This is a genomic window from Pirellulales bacterium (genome assembly GCA_035499655.1).
Classification (GTDB): domain Bacteria; phylum Planctomycetota; class Planctomycetia; order Pirellulales; family JADZDJ01; genus DATJYL01.
The window spans coordinates 1-18702 of record DATJYL010000168.1; the positions used below are offsets into that span (position 1 = coordinate 1).

The 18702-nt window shown below is 57.5% G+C and carries 16 protein-coding genes; 7 read left to right on the forward strand and 9 right to left on the reverse strand.

Features of this window, described 5'->3' with window-relative positions:
- The coding region (locus tag VMJ32_11925) for a DUF1559 domain-containing protein (GenBank protein ID HTQ39728.1) at positions 1 to 533 on the reverse strand (533 nt) is incomplete at its 3' end.
- Positions 534 to 703: 170 nt separating this feature from the next.
- The gene (locus VMJ32_11930; protein HTQ39729.1) at positions 704 to 1258 is read right to left on the reverse strand and encodes a hypothetical protein; all 555 of its coding nucleotides are present in this window, start codon (positions 1256 to 1258) and stop codon (positions 704 to 706) included.
- Positions 1259 to 1622: 364 nt separating this feature from the next.
- On the opposite strand from VMJ32_11930, the gene VMJ32_11935 reads away from it, so the two are divergent.
- On the forward strand, positions 1623 to 2036 hold the full coding sequence (locus tag VMJ32_11935) for a twin-arginine translocation signal domain-containing protein (protein HTQ39730.1): 414 nt from the start codon (positions 1623 to 1625) through the stop codon (positions 2034 to 2036).
- A gap of 193 nt (positions 2037 to 2229) precedes the next feature.
- Here VMJ32_11935 and VMJ32_11940 read toward each other — a convergent pair whose 3' ends face one another.
- Positions 2230 to 2517, reverse strand: coding sequence for a hypothetical protein (locus VMJ32_11940; protein ID HTQ39731.1), 288 nt, complete (start codon positions 2515 to 2517; stop codon positions 2230 to 2232).
- 294 nt (positions 2518 to 2811) lie between these two features.
- On the opposite strand from VMJ32_11940, the gene VMJ32_11945 reads away from it, so the two are divergent.
- Positions 2812 to 3060, forward strand: coding sequence for a hypothetical protein (locus tag VMJ32_11945; GenBank protein HTQ39732.1), 249 nt, complete (start codon positions 2812 to 2814; stop codon positions 3058 to 3060).
- A gap of 156 nt (positions 3061 to 3216) precedes the next feature.
- Positions 3217 to 4893, forward strand: coding sequence for a thiamine pyrophosphate-dependent enzyme (locus VMJ32_11950; GenBank protein ID HTQ39733.1), 1677 nt, complete (start codon positions 3217 to 3219; stop codon positions 4891 to 4893).
- Positions 4894 to 4956: 63 nt separating this feature from the next.
- On the opposite strand, the gene VMJ32_11955 is transcribed toward VMJ32_11950, so the two are convergent.
- Positions 4957 to 6450 carry a rhamnulokinase family protein gene (locus VMJ32_11955; protein ID HTQ39734.1) on the reverse strand — a complete coding sequence of 498 codons (1494 nt, stop codon included), beginning with the start codon at positions 6448 to 6450 and terminating at the stop codon, positions 4957 to 4959.
- 387 nt (positions 6451 to 6837) lie between these two features.
- Between VMJ32_11955 and VMJ32_11960 the strand changes: the two genes are divergently transcribed.
- Positions 6838 to 7566, forward strand: coding sequence for a phosphoadenylyl-sulfate reductase (locus tag VMJ32_11960; protein ID HTQ39735.1), 729 nt, complete (start codon positions 6838 to 6840; stop codon positions 7564 to 7566).
- Positions 7567 to 7679: 113 nt separating this feature from the next.
- Positions 7680 to 8105, forward strand: coding sequence for an Rrf2 family transcriptional regulator (locus VMJ32_11965; protein ID HTQ39736.1), 426 nt, complete (start codon positions 7680 to 7682; stop codon positions 8103 to 8105).
- A gap of 332 nt (positions 8106 to 8437) precedes the next feature.
- On the opposite strand, the gene VMJ32_11970 is transcribed toward VMJ32_11965, so the two are convergent.
- The 3 genes from VMJ32_11970 to VMJ32_11980 form a co-directional block, all read right to left on the reverse strand.
- Positions 8438 to 9718 (reverse strand): permease prefix domain 1-containing protein, encoded by a 1281-nt coding sequence (locus VMJ32_11970; protein ID HTQ39737.1) that lies wholly within the window; start codon positions 9716 to 9718, stop codon positions 8438 to 8440.
- A gap of 24 nt (positions 9719 to 9742) precedes the next feature.
- Positions 9743 to 10126 (reverse strand): PadR family transcriptional regulator, encoded by a 384-nt coding sequence (locus VMJ32_11975; GenBank protein HTQ39738.1) that lies wholly within the window; start codon positions 10124 to 10126, stop codon positions 9743 to 9745.
- Between the two features lie 262 nt (positions 10127 to 10388).
- A complete protein-coding gene (locus VMJ32_11980; protein HTQ39739.1) occupies positions 10389 to 12233 on the reverse strand; it encodes an alpha-L-fucosidase in 1845 nt (614 codons plus the stop codon).
- A 404-nt stretch (positions 12234 to 12637) separates the two neighbouring features.
- On the opposite strand from VMJ32_11980, the gene VMJ32_11985 reads away from it, so the two are divergent.
- Positions 12638 to 13009 (forward strand): VOC family protein, encoded by a 372-nt coding sequence (locus VMJ32_11985; protein ID HTQ39740.1) that lies wholly within the window; start codon positions 12638 to 12640, stop codon positions 13007 to 13009.
- A gap of 146 nt (positions 13010 to 13155) precedes the next feature.
- Here VMJ32_11985 and VMJ32_11990 read toward each other — a convergent pair whose 3' ends face one another.
- Positions 13156 to 14418: a hypothetical protein gene (locus VMJ32_11990; protein HTQ39741.1), complete on the reverse strand. Its 1263-nt coding sequence runs from the start codon at positions 14416 to 14418 to the stop codon at positions 13156 to 13158.
- Positions 14419 to 14712: 294 nt separating this feature from the next.
- Here VMJ32_11990 and VMJ32_11995 point away from each other — a divergent pair, with 294 nt between their 5' ends.
- Positions 14713 to 17229 (forward strand): hypothetical protein, encoded by a 2517-nt coding sequence (locus VMJ32_11995; protein ID HTQ39742.1) that lies wholly within the window; start codon positions 14713 to 14715, stop codon positions 17227 to 17229.
- Between the two features lie 44 nt (positions 17230 to 17273).
- Here the strand turns inward: VMJ32_11995 and VMJ32_12000 are convergent, their stop codons facing one another.
- Positions 17274 to 18659 carry a polysaccharide biosynthesis/export family protein gene (locus tag VMJ32_12000; protein HTQ39743.1) on the reverse strand — a complete coding sequence of 462 codons (1386 nt, stop codon included), beginning with the start codon at positions 18657 to 18659 and terminating at the stop codon, positions 17274 to 17276.
- Positions 18660 to 18702 lie beyond the last annotated feature (43 nt).

Genomic DNA, 18702 nt, shown 5'->3' on the forward strand with positions numbered 1-18702 from the left:
CCCGGCGCAAACCAGGTGGACGTGTGCGCATGGTCGTCTTCAACGGTTCTACTAGTGACCGCGCCTTCAAACATTACGATCAGCCTTTGCGGAGCTTTCAATTGGTTGAAGTTTTGCACTGAAAAGCCGTCGGACGCGGGATAAGCCACGTACTCGTTAATGACGTAACTCGTGCCACGATTCCCATTCACGTCGGGCTGGACCCGCGGCAATCCCATGGGATCGTCGGGACACAATCGCATGCTGTCGTCGTTTTCGAGATACGGCGCCAAACTGATGATCCACGAATCCGGAACATCGGCATGGTAAGTGCCGGTGGGATCGCCGTGGTATGTCCAGGGAAAGTGACCATGATGGACATTGATGTACTGCGACAGCGCCAAGCCAATTTGGTGCAGATGACTCAAGCATTCCGATTCTCTTGCCGCCGCACGGGCGTGTTGCACCGCAGGCAACAACAAGCCAATCAGCAAGCCGATGATGGCCATTACGACCAACAATTCGACCAACGTAAAAGCATTTCGACTGCGCATGGCAAAACCTCCAAACAGCGAATGGCAAAAACCTTCGTCATCGAGCAAGGCGCGGAAAAAACTACGTCCTGAAGTTGAGCGCACGGATAAGCACAGACCGCGCGGAGCTCCGGTCGCTTGGCCGGCACCGCGCAAAAATTGCCCGATCTAATTCGTGCCGCTCAACTGAATCATCCGCGAAACAGCAATCGCGGCGGAGGCACGTCGGGTGGGAAAGACACAGATGAGAATGTCGGGGAAGATATGTTCACCAACTCAACCATCTCGCTGGAAAAACGAACTTGAACCATGGGTGGCGGGGCCAGCGAGACGACTAAGCCTTGCCAGTTTTCGCCCGCCCCGTGGCACTTCAGCGCTTCCAACAGTGAAACGCCGCTGGTGGGCTGGTTTTCCTTGCATGTTTGCGTGTTGGCGCAGCGCTGGCAAGCACAACACGAGCATTCACAAGCCGCAGGCTTACAACCTGAACCCTGGCCGGATTGTTCCTGGCAAACGGCCTGTTCCGGAACAGGGGAAGTGCCAACACTGGGACTTGAGTCTTGTGGGCTGGGATCGTGCGGCCAATAGGCGGCCCATTCGATGCCCTGGGCACGGGCGGCGGCCAACGCGTAATCGGGCGGAATGACGTGGTTTTCTCGGGCCCAAATCAATCGTTCTTCCAACGTCATGCAGCAGCAATTTCGCCAGCATTCCTCGGCCGATTGGCATCCGCAACGGTGATTCATGCAGGGATAAGGCTGTCCGGCAGATTTGCGCGCCGGCAAGGGCAGCGGAATTCCCAGTGCTAAAACCAGATAGCCAAGTGTTACCGTGCAGCGAGAAACCACTTGCGCACGAGTAATATGCGGACGTAGCCAACGCCGCTTCCAGAGCCGAGCCAGAAAAGCGTGGAACGAACTTCGTGACATTTTTCACAAAGCCTCCTGTGGCGCATTGTGATGATCGCCCCCTAGATGTCAATACCCCCCGAGATGTGAACGATAAAAAAAGCTTTTCATCGAATGCCTCATCCCAGTAGGCGCATGTTTGCATCTGGGCTAATTTGATGCGATTGATTCGCTGACGTGCGGAATGATCAAGGAGAAGTTTATGCCCAGCCATCTTTCCCGCCGCGATTTCCACAAGTTGACCTCTGCCGCGCTGGGGGGCATGGCCGCCGGCACGTGGATCGGTTGTCATTCCGAATCTAACACCGCCAAGGCTGCCACACCGGAACTCCACACTTGTCGCGGCTTAAATGCTTGCAAGGGCCAAGGCGCTGACGGCAAAAATGCCTGCGCCGGTCAGGGCACGTGTGCAGCGGTGCATCACGGGTGCGCCCAGCAAAATGATTGCAAACACCAAGGCGGCTGCGGCGAAACGCCAGGCATGAACGATTGCAAGACAAAAGGGGGCTGCGAAGTGCCCCTCCAATCCACGATGTGGCAGAAAGCACGCACGCAATTTGAAGAACGAATGAAACAGGCCGGCAAAGAAGTTGGCGCCGCGCCGCCTGCCATGTGAGATGGGCTTATTAGTAGAAGCGTGAAGTGCTTGTGCAGCGTGCCACGCTGGTGCACAACTCGGACAAACCTCTGGGGCGCTTCTCAGAGCCCAAACTTTCGGGATTCGTCAGAGTTGCCACAACGTGGCACGCCAGCGGCTGGGTTGCCCCCTGGAAACACGGCCTGCGGGGTAAATTTCGTTTCTAACTGCCTTAAAATCCAAACTGGATGCCGAAATGCCGTCCACCGAGCGAAATGAAACCAGCGGGTGGAGCAACGACAACCGGCGGTGCACTAACGACCTGCGGAGCGGCAACCACCTGCGGATAGTAAACCACCTCCGGCCGAACGTATCGTACCGGCGGATAGTAGCAACGATCGACCACAGCATGGTGATGATCCCAACCAACAAATTGCACCGGCGGCCCCGCTTGGGCAGCACTGGCTCCAGCAACGGTCAGGCCGCCAACCGCGGCAGCAATGCATAAAAGCCGTCTCATAGCAGACTCCTTAATCTGAAAGGTATAGATAGCTAGGCAGGCGTTGGGCCTTGTTTCAATCTTGGAAATAATTTGGTCAATCCACCGGGATGACATTGCACCGGGCGTGCCGAATGGCTGAAAATAGCGCAAACCTCAAAAAAATGGGCTTTGGCGTCTTCGATTTGAAAGATTTTCCGATAGCAGTTGCATGAACTGCCATCGGGTTGACAACATTTCTGTCGCACGCCTGATTGCGCTGGCATGCCGTATTCACTTGTTAGAGACGCATCACTGGTGGATCAAGACACTCGCATGACATCCAATTCCGACCCGACTAAAATTCAGAAAACGGTGTTGGTGATTTTGACGGTGGGGCTGCTTGGATGGGGAAGTTTCCATGCCGTGGGCGCCTACTTTGGCGGTTTTGGCGGAGAAAACCTACAGCACGATTTTCGCCGCTCGTTGGTAGTATTGGCCTGTATGACCGCCTTTCTTGCCCTGTGGTGGTGGTTAATCCTTACGCGAAAACCACGCGGTTCTCGAACCGAACGTCGGCTCTGAACGAAGAAATGTCATGGCAACCGCCGACGCGGTCAAAATCTGAAATTGCCGCTGGCGCGCGAATGCGGCAATAATGGCGGCACACGCCTGCCAAACGGAAAGTTCCTCCATGCAAACGGGCATGATGGAGGAACATCTGCGGTTCGAGGATTTCCAATGTCGAAAAAAACTGAGGCTCTGGCTGAGGGCCAGTCGATTGCCGGCTTATCGATCGGCGCATACCTTATTCGCCGACTGCAAGACTACGGCGTACGCCACGTGTTCGGCATTCCGGGCGATTACGTACTGGGCTTTTACAAAATGCTCAGCGAAAGTCCCATTCAAACCATCGGCTGCACGCGCGAAGATTGCGCCGGCTTTGCAGCCGATGCTTACGCCCGGGTAAACGGCATGGGGGCCGTGTGTGTCACGTACTGCGTGGGGGGATTAAGTTTGTGCAACTCGATCGCCGGCGCTTATGCCGAAAAATCGCCGGTGGTGGTCATCAGCGGCGCTCCCGGATTGCACGAACGGGTCAACAATCCGCTGTTGCACCACAAGGTGCGAGATTTTCACACTCAATCTGAAGTGTTTGAAAAGCTGTGTATCGCGGGAGCGGAGCTGGACGATGCCAACGAAGCGTTTCGCGAAATCGACCGGGTGCTTGATGCCGCTGCTCGCCACAAACGGCCCGTTTATTTGGAATTGCCTCGCGACATGGTCAATGTCGTTCCAGAAAAGCCGTATCCCTTCCGCCAATTGGAAGCCACGCTCGAGCCGGAAGCATTGAGCGAATCGATCGAAGAAGCTGCCCGTTGGATTTCCAATTGTCAGAGGGCCGTGATCATTACCGGCGTGGAAATTCACCGTTTCGGTCTGCAAGACGACGTGTTGGCGCTAGCCGAAGCATCGAACATCGCGATTGCGGCCACGATATTGGGCAAAAGCGTGATCAGCGAAGTTCATCCGCTGTACGTCGGCTTGTACGAGGGGGCGTTGGGGCGCGAGGAAGTTACGCGCTTCGTGGAGGAAAGCGATTGTGTGATCTTGCTGGGGACATTCATGACCGACATCAACTTGGGGATTTACACCGCCAACTTGGACCCGGCGAAGTGCATTTACGCCACGAGCGAGCAGTTGCGGATTCGTCATCACCACTTCCACGGCGTGCCATTGGGCGATTTTATTCGAGCCTTGGCGGCACGGCGACCCACTCCGCCGGCGCGGACACTGCCGACCCCGCCTCAACGTAACGGCGAAAAATTTGTCCCCCGTCGCGAGGCCCCGGTTACCATACGTCGCTTGACCGCCCGACTGAACGAAATGCTGAACGATCAGACGGTGGTCATTGCCGACATTGGCGATTCTTTATTTGCCGCCACGGAGCTTGTGGTGCGGGAGCGAACCGAATTCATTTCCCCCGCATATTACACCTCGATGGGCTTTTCCGTGCCGGCCGCGGTGGGTGTGCATGCCGCACGGTCCGATCGACGAGCAGTCGTCATTGTGGGCGACGGCGCGTTTCAAATGACCGGCATGGAGCTCTCGACGCTGGTGCGGCACCGGTTTCCCACCGTTATCGTTCTGTTGGATAACGGCGGCTATGGCACCGAGCGGTTTTTGCATCCGCAGTGCAATTTCAACGACGTTCATCCCTGGCGCTACCACAAATTACCCGAAGTGCTTGGCGGCGGCACGGGCTATGACATCCGCACTGAGGGAGAATTGGACGAGGCATTGAAGCGCGCCTGGGCCGATACCAGCGGGCCCAGCTTGCTGCAAGTCCACATTAGTCCGGACGACATCAGCACGGCGCTGCGCCGACTTTCCGAACGCTTAAGCAAGCGAGTGTGAATTCGGCCGGCGGTTTTCAAAAGCAAAATTCTTCCGTATGCGCCGTCGATCAGCTCGATCGATTCACTTTTCGGCAAGTTTCAAGAACCGCGCGTACACTTCCTTCCATAGGGAACCGTTTTGCGGGGTATATTCTTCCACTTGGAAACTGCGCCGCACGATTTCGCGCGCTTGGGCAATTGAGCTAATCTCAGCGGCGGCAATGGCCTGCATCAGGGCGTTGCCAATGGCGGTGGCTTCGACGGGGCCGGCCACGACGCGGCGTTGGCAAGCATCGGCAGTCATTTGGCAAAGTTGCCGATTTTGGGATCCCCCGCCGACAATGTGAACAACTTCTATGGGTCCGCCGATCAATTCCTCCAACGACTCCAACGTTCGCCGGTATTGCAAAGCCAAGCTTTCCAACGCACAACGAATGACCGCTCCCTCATCGGCCGGCACGGTTTGTTTGGTGCGGCGGCAGAACGTGCGAATGGCTTCCGGCATATCGGCGGGCGCCAAAAACGATGGATCGTCCGGTTGAATGAAGGCGGCTAACGGCGCGGCGGCTGCAGCGGCCTGCGTTAAATGCTCCCAGGAATAAGTCGTTCCGGCCAGGCTCCATACCCGGCGACATTCCTGCACGAGCCATAGACCGACAATGTTTTTCAACAAGCGCGTTGTGCCGCCCACGCCTCCTTCGTTGGTAAAGTTTAGGGCCAGGCATTTTTCGTTGATTACGGGCCGGGGCACTTCCACGCCCATCAAACTCCAGGTACCAGAACTGATGTAGCACCAATTGGGCCGAACTCCCGGTTGGCTGGCCGCGGGCACCGCCATCACGGCACTGGCAGTATCGTGCGTTCCCGGCGCGACAACTTGCACTTTGGTCAGCCCCGTGGCTGTCGCGACTTGCGGCAAGAGCGGCCCGAGCTTGGCGCCGGGTTGAATCACCGTTCCCAGAATTCGCGTGGGCAATTTCAATTGTTCCAACAATTCCGTGGCCCAGCGTCCCTGCGTGGGATTAAAAAACTGAGTGGTGGTGGCATCGGTCATTTCGTTGGCTTTGACGCCGGTCAGTAACCAGTGAAACAAATCGGGCATCATCAAGAACGATTCGGCTACATCCAACTGGGGCGAATTCTGAATTTTCATCGCCAGCAGTTGGTACAGCGTGTTGAGTTGCATGAACTGGAGCCCGGTTTGAGCGAATATTTCGTCGCGCGGCACTGTGCTGAAAGCGCGTTCCAGCATGCCATCGGTTCGGGAGTCGCGATAATGGACCGGGTTGCCGAGTAGTTCGTCGCCGCGTCCCAACAATCCGAAATCGACGCCCCAGGTGTCGACGGCCATGCTGGCGATGCGTTCACCATATTTGGCTTTGGCGGCGCGCAAGCCTGTGAGGATGTGCTGCCACAGTCCCAGCAAGTCCCAATACATTCGGCCCGCCGCGGTGACCGGGCCATTTTCAAAGCGATAAATTTCTTCCAGAGTGAGCCGCTGGCCATCGAATAAGGCCGCCAAATGGCGACCGCTGGAAGCACCTAAATCGATGGGGACATAGCAGGTGGATGGCATAAGGGGTGAGCTTTTAAGAGATTGGGTGACGAATGTCTGCTTCTGCCATGCCGCATCGTGTCGCGCCGGCCAGGGAACGTCAAGCCATTGAAACACTCGATCTTGTAAGGATTTATGGCTTAGATTACCCCGATCTTGCCTGGGGAATAATCCGCACAAACGGCTAGAAAGTACGGAAAAATAGCGGAAATAGCCGATAGTTGACTTTGGTGAGCAACATTAGTATGATTTGGCGGTTCGCGGCCGATCCGCAATCGCCGGGACCGCAACTTAACCCGGTGATCTACCATGACTTTCGCTACGATACCGTACATGTCTGAACCGTTTGGCACCGTGCCGATTACCTCGGCGAAGCCGGTTCTTGCAGAATCGGCAGCCTCGCCGTCGATGTCCGCTTTGGAGAATCAACCCTTGGCGGCGACACCCGAACTGCTGGCTTTTTTGGCGGCCGAAAGCGAAAAGCTGGAGTCGGCCACGCCGCAGGAAATTGTCCGCTGGGCCGTCGAGCATTATTTTCCCAAGCTGACCATGGCCACGGCATTTGGGCCCGAGGGGTGCGCCATCATTCACATGCTGGCCCAGATCGAGCCGCGGGTACACGTGTTCAATTTGGAAACCGGTTACCAATTTAAGGAAACGCTGGAGCTGCGCGAAAAAATCAAGCAGCGTTATGGCATCGAAGTGGAATACAAGCGGCCTGACACCACGGTCGAAGTGTATGAAGCGTTGCACGGTGGCCCGCTGTACAAAACCAATCCCGACCAGTGCTGCGCCGACCGCAAAGTTAAAGTGTTGAAAGAGGCGGCCCAAGGCTGGCAGGCCTGGATGAGCGGCATCCGCCGCGATCAAAGCCCGGACCGGGCCAAAGCGCCGATCGTGGGCTGGGACAAAAAGTTCAGTCTCGTGAAAATCAGCCCGCTGGCAAATTGGACCAAGAAAGACATTTGGAAACTGATCACCGACGAGAACGTGCCGTACAATCCGCTGCACGACCAGGGTTATCCAAGCATCGGCTGCTGGCCTTGCACGCGGGCCGTGATGTTCGGCGAAGACGAACGAGCCGGCCGGTGGAGCGGTTTCCAAAAAACCGAGTGCGGTCTACATACCAGTGAGTAGGAAACATCAATTTGATTGAGCCGCAGAGACGCAGGGCAAACAAAACTGAATGATTGATCTTTTTGCTTTCTCTGCGACTCAGCGTCTCTGCGGTGAAAAATGAATTTTACTTTATGAAATTTTCCGCCAAAACCGAATACGCTTGCCTGGCCGTGCTGGAACTGGCCCGGGCTTATGAAACCGGAGAGCCGGTGCGCATTCGCAGCATTGCCGAGGAGCACGGCATTCCGTCGCGCTTCCTGGTGCAAATTCTGTTGCAACTGAAAGGCGCCGGACTGGTCAATAGCACCCGCGGCGCGGCGGGCGGGTATCAGCTTGTGCGGGCGCCGGAGGAAATCACGCTGGAAGAAGTGATGGCCGTGGCCGACGGAAAGGAGAAGTTGCCCAATCCCGCGGCCGCCAAGTCGCCGACTCGCCGGGCACTGCTGAAAGCCTGGCGCGACGTGGCTATTTCCCGCCAGGAAATGCTCCGCGACATCAGCTTTGCCGATCTCGTGCAGCGGGCCAGCGGCGAAGTGGAACAGATGTATCATATCTGAAGGGGCGCGGATCGAGGGACGAGTGCGGGGCGAAATCTACGGAGTTTTGTGCGCAAATCACGAAACTCGATTTTTCCTGCAAAAGTCGGCGAGTTTACGTTCGTTTCCGACCGTTTCTTACCGGATTGTGAATTTAGGCAAGCGGTTTTTCTCGACAAATCCGCCTGCGAGTCGTTGGCTTTTGCACGAGCCGCGCACAAAAGTCTGCCGGCGAAGAGACGGCGGGCGGGCAGACTGTCGCCATTGCGGCCCAGGGGTTGCAACCCCTGGGCTTGCATTGCGGGGTTAAGTTGTCAAAGAGCGGCGGAGAACTACATAAGTTCCAACGCGGATTATACTGAACGCATGTTCAAAATGCGAGTGGCTTTTGTGCCACGAAAGGTCGTTGGCATCGCACCATTGTAATGCGTGCCACCCGCCGTATTAGCCCCGGGCAAAGCCGGGGCTAAGGGGGCGCTACTTGTGGGGGCAGAGCGCGCAATCTTGCTTGAAATTTGGTCCAAAAGCGTGGCTACCTGTTCATGAACATCATAGGTTTGACAGATAATGAGCAAGCCCTTGTAATAAAGAATGCTGCCTGGCCCCCCTTGCCCATCCCAACTGCTCGGCGCAACGGTGGTGGTCATGACGTTGATGAGTTCGTCGGCAGGGCTGTTTGCGACTGCGGGGGTGGGCGATTTATTTCCTTGGCCGGCGGCTTTAGCGTCGGTCTTGGCTTCCATTCCCGTGTCGGCCTTAGTTGCGCCGGAAGTTTCGCCACTGGCTCGTTTTTCGGCGTGCAACACGAAATTTGACATCACTGGATCGGGCGCCGACAAGATCGCCTGGCAATCGTAAACGCGAGTCACCAGTGTAGAATCCGCCTTTTCTTTGGTGGTGATTTCCATAAAGCCGTCATGGACCATGTACGTAAGATTCCATTCATGCAGGATTAAGTCCAAAGCGGTTTTTAGCTGGATGTCCTGAACCCTTAGAGTGATTTGCAGCGTACTCTGGTCTAGGCCCGCACCTTTTAAAGCCCCTGTGTCGAAAATAATCTGAACATGATGTTGGTCGGCGAGAAACTCCATCGCGTCAGACAGTGGTGTACCCTGAAATTCGATGGTGGTAATATCGTTGAGCGCGGCTTGCATTTCTGCGTCACTGGCCACAGCTTTCGCAGCTTTGGCGGGCTTATCGACATTTTTTTGAGCCGCGCTCACCTTGGGCGAGTCGCTTGCCAGCATCTTTGAATGATCCGCTTCAAATGGATTGGGGTCGGCCGCGGCGCGGTCGATCATTTTGGGGGCGTGATTGTCGGGCCAAAGGGCCAGGGCCACTAATACTGCGGCGGCTAAACCGATGACGGAGGCGAGTGTGCAGCGCATGATAAGTCTCCTGTTCCGGGTTTGAGAGATGGTGCTAAAACGGGCCGCCAGACCGGCGGCGTCGCCGAATTCTTCCAGAGCCAATTGCACGGCCTGAGTGTGTGAAAAGCCACGATTGATAAGTTCGGCCAGGCGCGATTCGAAATGATCGCGCAGCTCCTCGCCAATGGCCTGGCGCTGCGCGGAACTGAGCCGCAACAACCGGCCGATGAGCGTCAGGTAGTTTTCGAATTCGCGGTCGGACATAAGGAAGCAGTTAGCAATTAGCAACTAGCAATTAGCCGGAGATGTACGGCTAGCTGCTAATTGCTGATTGCTTGTCGCTAATGTTGGAAGCAATTGTTTCAGGCACGCAACGTAGCTGTGCCATTCGGTGGCTTGTTGATGCAAACGGCGATTGCCGGCTGCGGTCAGTTCGTACCATTTTCGCGGCCGGCCAGTTGATTTTTCCCACTTGCTGCGGATGAGCTTGTCCGATTCCAACTTGTGCAACAGCGGATAGAGTGTGCCCGCCTGCAGTTGCACCGCTTGATTGCTGGCGTCGGCCAAGCGCTTTTGGAGCGAGTAGCCGTACGTCGGACCGTCGGCCAGGACGGACAAAATCATCAAATCCAAACTGCCGCGCAATAATTCGCTGCTGAGTTTAATGGGCATATTTGTCGCTCCGTCGGGTGAAGTGTGGGTGAATGGTTGAAATTGATTCCTGCTAAACCGCGAGCGCGGTGCAACGTTCGATAGCGGGCGACATTCGAGGCGATGATCAGTGGCAACCCGATATATAGCGAATCTATACATTGGTGTCAAGCGTTTGGTATTAGCCCCGGGCTTTGCCCGGGGGTGAAGTGCGAGTTGACTGGAAGTGCCGGTTGATGGTCGGTTGGCGGATGGCGCTGCGACCCCCGGGCGGAGCCCGGGGCTAATTTGGCGCCGGGGTGAGGGTGATGTTGCGGAGATTCATCACGGCTCCGCCGGAGGGGACTTTGTCGGCTTTGATGGTGAAGCTGGTATCGCCTGCTTGGGCGATTTCGAGCGTGCCCAGCTTCATGGTTTGATAATCGCTGTTGTTTTTTGTGGCTTCCACGGTGCCGGAGAGCGCTTGGTCGCCGGTGGAAAAGGAGAAGGTGGCGCCTGCGCGGTCGGCGCCCATCGAATACAGCAGGGTCACGTCGAACTTGCCCGGCTTGTCGACGGCCACTTTCCAACTGATGACGTCTCGGGTGGAAGTCCAGCGGGCAATGTTGGGGACGTCGTCGCCCTGGATGGCGGCGCCGCCGGTGATGTCGGCATCGGCGGGCAGCAGCCGGATGGTTCCGTCGTCGGCCTGCTTGGGAATGGGCATGGTGGCCAACTGGAGCGGGCCGTGCGGATTGAGAACGATGACCGTGGCGTCGGCGTTGGGGGCTTCGGTGGGAAGTTGGATGGTGATGCCATTGTCGGCGGCGCTGACCGGCAGTGGCTTATCGGGCAGGATGAGCAGCGCGGCGGTCGCTTGGGAATTGAGCAGCGGCACTTGGAGCTTGCCGTCGGACGGCCAATCGAACACGTGCAGATACAGCGTGCCATCTTTCTGTGTGCAGCGGCCCCAGGCCAATTGCTTGGGAAACGGACCGGCGGAAGTGCCGTAGATGGCCTCGCCATTGACGCGGAGCCATTGGCCGATTTCGCGCAAGCGCTGCGCTTCGGGCTCGGGAATTTCGCCCTCGGCCGTGGGACCGACGTTGAGCAGGTAATTGCCTCCTTTGCTGGCGATGTCGATCAGATTGCGCAGCAGGCGGCGCGTGGATTTGAAATTGGTGTCGTACGATTTGTAACCCCAGGTGTCGTTGATGGTCATGCAAGTTTCCCAATCGCGGTTGGGGTAACCGCGGGCCGGAATGGCTTGCTCGGGCGTTTCGGTATCGCCACGAAAACCGCCGCCGAGGCGATTATTGGTGATAATGCCCGGCTGCAGCTTGAGTAAATCGTGCAGTGCGCCGGCGCGTTCGGGAGTCATTTGGCGGGCGGTATCCCACCACAGCACGGCGACGGGGCCGTAGTTACTAAGAATTTCTTTCACTTGCGGCATGGCGATGGTTTGGAGGTAATTATCGAAATCGCCTTGCTGGGCTGGGTCCCACCAATCGTGCTCGCGGTTGCCGCGCTTGATGATGGCGCCGCCGGGGTGGTTCCAATCTTGGGATTGCGAATAGTAAAAGCCGAGCTTCATGCCTTGCTTTTGGCAGGCCTGGGATAGCTCCTTGAGCACATCGCGCTTGAAGGGGGTGGCATCGACAATGTTGAACGGCGAGGCTTCGGACTTGAACATGGCGAAGCCGTCGTGATGCTTGGACGTGATGACGATGTATTTCATGCCGGCGTCTTTGGCCAGGGCGACCCAGGCGTCGGCATCGAACTTGACGGGATTGAATTGGGCCGCGTATTTAGCGTACTCGGCCATGGGAATTTCGCCGTTGTTTTGAATCCACTCGCCGATGGAGCCAATCCGCTTGCCGTTGTAGGTGCCGGCGGGGACGGAGTAGATGCCCCAGTGGATGAACATGCCGAAGCGCGCTTCGCGCCACCATTGCATGCGGGCGTCGCGCTGGGCTTTGGTTTCGGTGTCGGCGGGTTCGGGTTTGGCGCTGTCGGATTTTGGCGCGTCGGTTTTGGGCGCGTCAGTGGAATCGGCAGCGCGGATCGACAATCGGTCCAAGGTTAGAGCAAACACGAAAACTGCCAGCCCTAAAACGGCGATGTTTTCCAGCCTTCGATACCGCTGCATGGTAATTTCCTTGGCTTTTAATAGATGCGGAGAATCGATGGAAACCAATGGCGGCGAAAATTACACCGCGCGCTTCCCCCTAGATAAATCTAATCTTAACAAATGACGCCGCCGGCTGCACTTGTTTTGGGAAAATGGTCCATGCTTTGCGGCGTCACGGTCCGATCGCTGCCGCTGCGGGAAGGATGATGGAAAATCGACTGGGTCCGCGGTGGCGGAGTTTTGCGGCGTCGGAAAGATCGTATTTGCGGCCACAAACGATAGGAAGCTACCGCTGGGCAAGCCCAGCGGCTAATATCGATAGCGGGTTCATTTGGTTTGATGCTTTTTAGCGTGCTTGTTTTTCTTTTCCAGCCTGGCGTCCGGAGCTAATCCAATTTTTTTCCATTTGAGAGGGTATTGCCATGTCTCAAAATACGATTTGCTGGACGGACATTCCCGTGACGAATTTGGACCGCGCCATCAAGTTTTATTCCGCCGTGCTGAAAGGGGAAGTGAAAAAGGAATCGATGGGTCCGGGGTCTGAATTCGGATTGTTGCCGCATTACGACAGCAATGTTTCGGGTTGTTTGACCGCGGCGAAGGACAACCAGCCGTCGCAAACCGGGCCGCTGGTTTATTTGAGCGTCGATGGGCGGATTGACGACGCCATTGTGCAAGCGCGCGAACACGGCGGGAAAATTGTGAAGGAGAAAGAGCAGATTGGCCCGTATGGCTTCCGGGCAGTGATTGTGGATTGCGAAGGGAACCGAGTGGCGCTGCACTCGATGAAGTGATGATCGGACATGCCCACGTCGAACCGTGGGCATGGCACCCGGCACCCGGCGCAAACAATCCGGCGATGGCATCGCCGGCTTTATGGGCGGACATATCCGGGCACCCTCACCCTGCCCTCTCCCAAAGGGAGAGGGTTTGTACATTACTAGGCTTTGCCGGCCATGGCTTCGGCGAGGATTTTGCTGGTGCTGGGGCGCATGATGCGCGGATCGACCTGCTCGCCCTTGAGGAGCGTGTTGCGGACATCTTTGCCGGAGATGAAGACCGGCTTTTCGTCCTTGTGGCTGTCCATGAGATCAACGCGGCCGACGGAATCGTAATAGGCGGCGAAGCCGACTTTGACCGGCTTGATTTTCAGGTCGCCCTTGAGGTTGCTGAAGATTTCCTGGGCGTCGAAATCACCCCAGATGGGTTTGCCATCGTGATAGGGAGCATCGGCGTGCTTGCGGCCGATGACGATGTCGGTGAAGCCGAAGTTCTGCCGATAAATGGCGTGCATGACGGCCTCTTTGGGACCGCCGTAGAACATTTTGATATCCAGGCCGAGGAGGATCACACGGTCGGGCACGCTTTCTTTGCGCGGAGCCCAAAGGGATTGGTCGCTGTCGCCTTCGCCGAGGCTGCGCTGATCGATGAGGGCCTCGTAGGTGTGCATGCGGACGTCGGCGTAGACATCGTCACCTTTGGTTTCGCCGATGAGCGGATTTAGCACCGCGCCGGCGTTGTGGCCATCGCGCAGCAGTTTTTCCAGGCCGTACACGAGCGCGTATTCGTGTGCGCGGTGAAGCGGATTGCGGGTTTGAAAGGCGACCACGCGGTTCCAGCCCTTGGTGGCCAACAGCTTGCGAACTTCGCGCGGCGGCAGCACGTACTTGCCGAACTTGGGATTTTTGGGCTGCGGCAACGTGCGGATTTTTCCGCCCAGCAAATGCGTTTTGTCGGCATCGCCTTTGAGGACCATGTCGGCGCCGGGATGATCGTTGCGGTCGGTCAGATACACCGATTTGAGGTACCGCGGCTTGTCCCACTCGAAAATGTCGGTAATGTCGAGCGTAGCCACAATGTCGCCGGCCGAATTGGTGAGCGCGACTTTTTGTCCCTTCTTGAGTGTGGCGGCCAGTTCTTTGGTGAGCGGCAGCGACAGTGGAATGGTCCAGGCGTACAGCTTGCCATTGTGCTCGATGACCGATTCGTCCAGCACGCGGTTGAAGGTGGAGGAATCCATGGGGCCAGTGGTCGGACTGAGCGTGCCGTCGCCCCAGCGGTAGACAGTGGACAGATCAGCATCGGAAACGGGGACTTTGGGCAGCTTGGCGGCTTCGGCCTTGAAGGCGGCGGCCTCGTCGGCGGGCACAGTCAGGTTTACGGGTTCGGTCAGTCCGCCGTGGGGAGGAAGCAGGTCGGGCATGGTTCGGTGTTCCTTCCAGAGTGAAACAGGTGGGATTCGCCTAGCGTGAAACCAAACAGTATAGGGATGTTGCGCGCAGGCGCAAAGATGTGCTAGCAATTCGAGACGATTCAATGAGCCGCCTGCATGATGGCAGACGCTTTCCGCGGCATTGGTAGGTGGAATTGACCTGTGCCAGAAGCAGCATTTTTGGTACTAACTGCCGGGCGGAAATGGTTTTTGCGGGGGTCCGCGCGCGCTGGGAGTTCCGACCGATTTTGTGGCTAAGTGTTTTCGCAGCAAGGAAGCTGTATTATGAAAAGCTGGATGTTGCGCTTGTCGGCGCTGGCTGTGGTGGCGGGGGTAGGAACGGTGGGCATGATGTGGGCCCAACATCGTTGGGCGACGCAAGATGCGCCGCCGCCCGATTGGTCGCAACCACCGGTGAACGCGGAGGCGGTGGCGGCGCTGGACGGCAATCATACTGGCGACGATCGGTATTCGCGGCCGATTGAAGGGGGTTCCGCCGATGCGTTGTCGCCGCGCGCGACAGAACGTACGGCCACTGCGGAAAATCGAGCGCCGGTCGATCCGTTTCAAAACATCTCAACAACAGGGGGCGGCGAGGATCGATCGCGCGCAAACGGCCTGCGCAACGACAGCAGTGTAAACCATCCGGCCATTACCGATGAAAACGTAACGCCTGCCGGGGGCGACGGTAGCGCCGGCAGTCGAGGAACTTCTGCTGAGCCGCGACGGCTGGCCGCAGATCCCGGCGCCGCGCCGCTGGCGTCGGAATCAACAACAACTCGCCGGGGAGGCGGGGACGATATTCCGTCGCCCAACGAAGTTGGGATTCCCGATGCGCGAAGCAACATGCCCGCGGAAGATGGCAACAATTCCGGAACGGCGAATCGGGCGAGCCTGGAGGCGAACAATCCGCCGCGCTATGTGGACAGCGCAACGCGCAAGGCGGGCGGAATTGCCGCGGCCACGGGCTCGCTGGAAAGCGTGAACGACGACCATCAAAGTGCGCCGGCAACGGCTCCTGCGGGCATTCCAGCCGGCGCTGGAAACCGCTACGGCGACGCCACGACGAGCGCCGGCGATTACCGCCGCTTGCCTGGAAATGGCGATTTGAAAAACATTGCTCCACCGGCGATTGATAACGCCGATGCAGCATTAGCGCGGACCATGCCTGGTGGGCCTGCGGCGGAAAACGGGATGCCGGCGGGTGGAATGCCCGATCGCGGTGTGCCAGCAGCAGGAATGGCGGGAGTGGGAATGGGCGGAGCAGGAACGCCGGGCAGTGGCGGATTCGGAAACGGAGCGCAGATGGCCAGCACGTCGAGCGTGGCAAATTTGTCGCAGGGGAGCGGGTTTCCGTCCACAATGGGTGGAGTGGTCGCCGCTTCGAACAGCGCCAACGTCGAAGGGTTTGGCAAGCCTGGCGATAAAAAACTGGAAGGGGCCCAAACGCCGAGTGTGACGATCCAAAAAACCGCTCCCACGGAAATTCAAGTGGGCAAAGAGGCGACCTTCGAAATTGTGGTGCGCAACACCGGTCCAGTGCAGGCCGACGATGTGCAGGTGACCGACGTGGTACCGCAAGGGACGCGGCTAATCAGCACGACGCCGCACACCAACATTGGCCCACGAGGGGAAATTGTGTGGCCGGCGGGTGATTTGAAACCCGGCGAAGAAGCCAAACTGCAAGTGCAAGTGATGCCGCTGCAGGAAGGGGAAATCGGCAGCACCGCGGTGGTGCAATTTCGATCGGAGGCTTCGGTGCGAACCATTGCGACCAAGCCCGACCTAGTATTGGAACTTAGCGCTCCGGCGCAAGTGATGATTGGCGAAGATGAGAAAATGCAAATAAAAATCAGCAATCCAGGAACCGGAGCGGCGAGCAAAGTGGTATTGTCGGCGCGGATACCGCCTAATTTCCAGCATCCGGCGGGAAACGATTTGGAGTTTGAAATCGGACAGTTTCGACCGGGAGAAACTCGCGATTTAGATCTGGTGTTGCATGCCGTGCAAGCAGGGCCGAGTGTGATTACTTTGACCGCGCAGGGGGACGCCAATTTGCACGTGGAGAAGACCGCCAATGTGGAAGTGATTGCTCCGCGGTTGGAAGTGAAGTTGGCCGGGCCGGGGATGCGGTACTTAGATCGCCAGGCCAAATACACCGTGACGGTGGGCAATCCGGGAACGGCGCCGGCGCGGAACATCACGCTGGTCACGCATTTACCTAAGGGATTGCAATTTGTCGAAGCCTCCGATTCCGGGCAGTACGACGCGGGCAGCGACACGGTGGCGTGGGGGTTGGATGAATTGCCGCCGGGGCAATCGGGCAATGTTACGTTGACCACCACGGCCAAAGAAGCGGGCGATCAAAAACTGCGCAGCGAGGTGAAGGCGACGGGTGGGTTAAGCGACGCCAGCGAGCAAGTGACGGTGGTCGAAGGGGTGGCAGCGGTCAACTTCACGGTGGCTCACTTGGAAGACCCGGTGGAAGTGGGGGGACAAACCACGTACGAAATACACATTGTGAATCAGGGTTCGAAAGCGGCCAATCGCTTACAAGTCATGGCGGTGCTGCCGCCGGAGATCAAACCGGTGAGCGGCGATGGCCCATCGAAGCAAACCATCGACGGACAGCGGATTGTCTTCGAACCGCTGGACCGTTTAGCGCCCAAGGCCGACGCCACTTATCGGGTGGTGGGACAGTGCTTGGCGCCGGGCGATCTGCGCGTGCAGGTGCTGCTGCAAACCGACGACATGTCGAAGCCGGTGGTCAAAGAAGACAGCACGCGGGTGTACAAGGATTAGCAGGCGGCTGGCAGCCGCGCTGCCAATCGTTAATTGTGCGGTGATTATGGATTGACGACGGCGGCGCCGGCACTGAAATCGTAGAAGGTGCTAAACGGCAGCACGGAATACAGGCCGCGGGTGAAATACAAGTTCACCAAATCGTCGACCATCAAGATCGGGCTTTTCGGCACCATGACAATGTCGCTGTCGTCGAGCCAGATTTCGCCGCAGGGACAAGGCTGATGATTGAAGAGCATCGTGCTTTGCATGTGGACGACCGTGGCCATCAGCCGCCAATCGTCGCCACGGCGAAAGATGGCAATCTCCCTTAAATTGGCCCCGATTTTCCAACTGCCCGCCAAGCTGATGGCCTGCATCAGCGTGGTGGGGCCTTCCATCGAGTAGCGCCCGGGGGTGTTCACTTCGCCAAATATGTACACATAGCGGGGAGCCCTCTGGGTGAGAATGGGCGTCACTTCAATTCCCTCGATCCCCAGTTGATCTTTGTAGCGCAAATCGATTTCCTGCTTCAGCTCGTCAAGCGTGAGCCCTTGGGCCGGAATGTTGTTCAAGCCCGGCAGATCGATGGTGCCCTGGGGCGTGACTTTCGCCGGCCGGCCCTGGCCGCCGGAACCCGCCCGTGCATCAACCGTATTCCGCAGGTCGTCTAGTTTGGTATTCACTTTGATCGGCGTCACGGTGATGGACGGCAGCTTGTAATACTTCGAATACAGGTTGTCCAGCTTTTCACGCAACTCCTGCACCGTGAGCTGGGCGGCACGCACCTCGCCCAACAAGCGTAGGGTAACGGTGCCATCGGGCTGAATGACCAATTCGCGGTTCAAGTTGGGATCGGTAAACGAATCGACCTGAATGACGTCGCCGACGTTCAAGCGATAAGGGTCGGTTTGGACGTCTCGAGTGATGCGGTAAATGCACTCGAGTTGATCATCCACTCGCAAGCGATAGATGGGCACATGGGGTTCGCGCCAATGGCCGACATACTCGCCCTGAGCATAGGCCTGCCAATCGATGGGCCCCATGGCTTTCCAGCCGCGGGTTTTACAGCAGCAGCCGTAGGGGCCGTTCATGGCGCAATCGACGCCCATGATCGGACAGGGCGCGGCCGGGCCGAGCGCTTGGCAGAGTTGGATGAGGGGGTCGGAGTGAGGCGCGCGAGAGGGATGCAAATTGAAAACCCAATTCTCAATTAGAGGCGAACAGGCATTTGGCGAGGGGTTGCGTCGTAAATCGCCATTGGAAATTCCGCCTGTGGATTGCGACCAAATTGAGATGTCACTGGAGCCGACGCGGTGCGGATTTGCTTCCATTCCCATCGAACTGATTAACCAAGCCAACACGCAGGCGGCGGCCAAGCGAGCCAAGTAAGCGGGCAGCCGCGAGGTTGAAGTCGTTCTATTGAAACGGATTGGTTCGATGAGTTTCATTACTTTGTACTCCTCAACTGCTCACCAGACTCACTCAAACGGA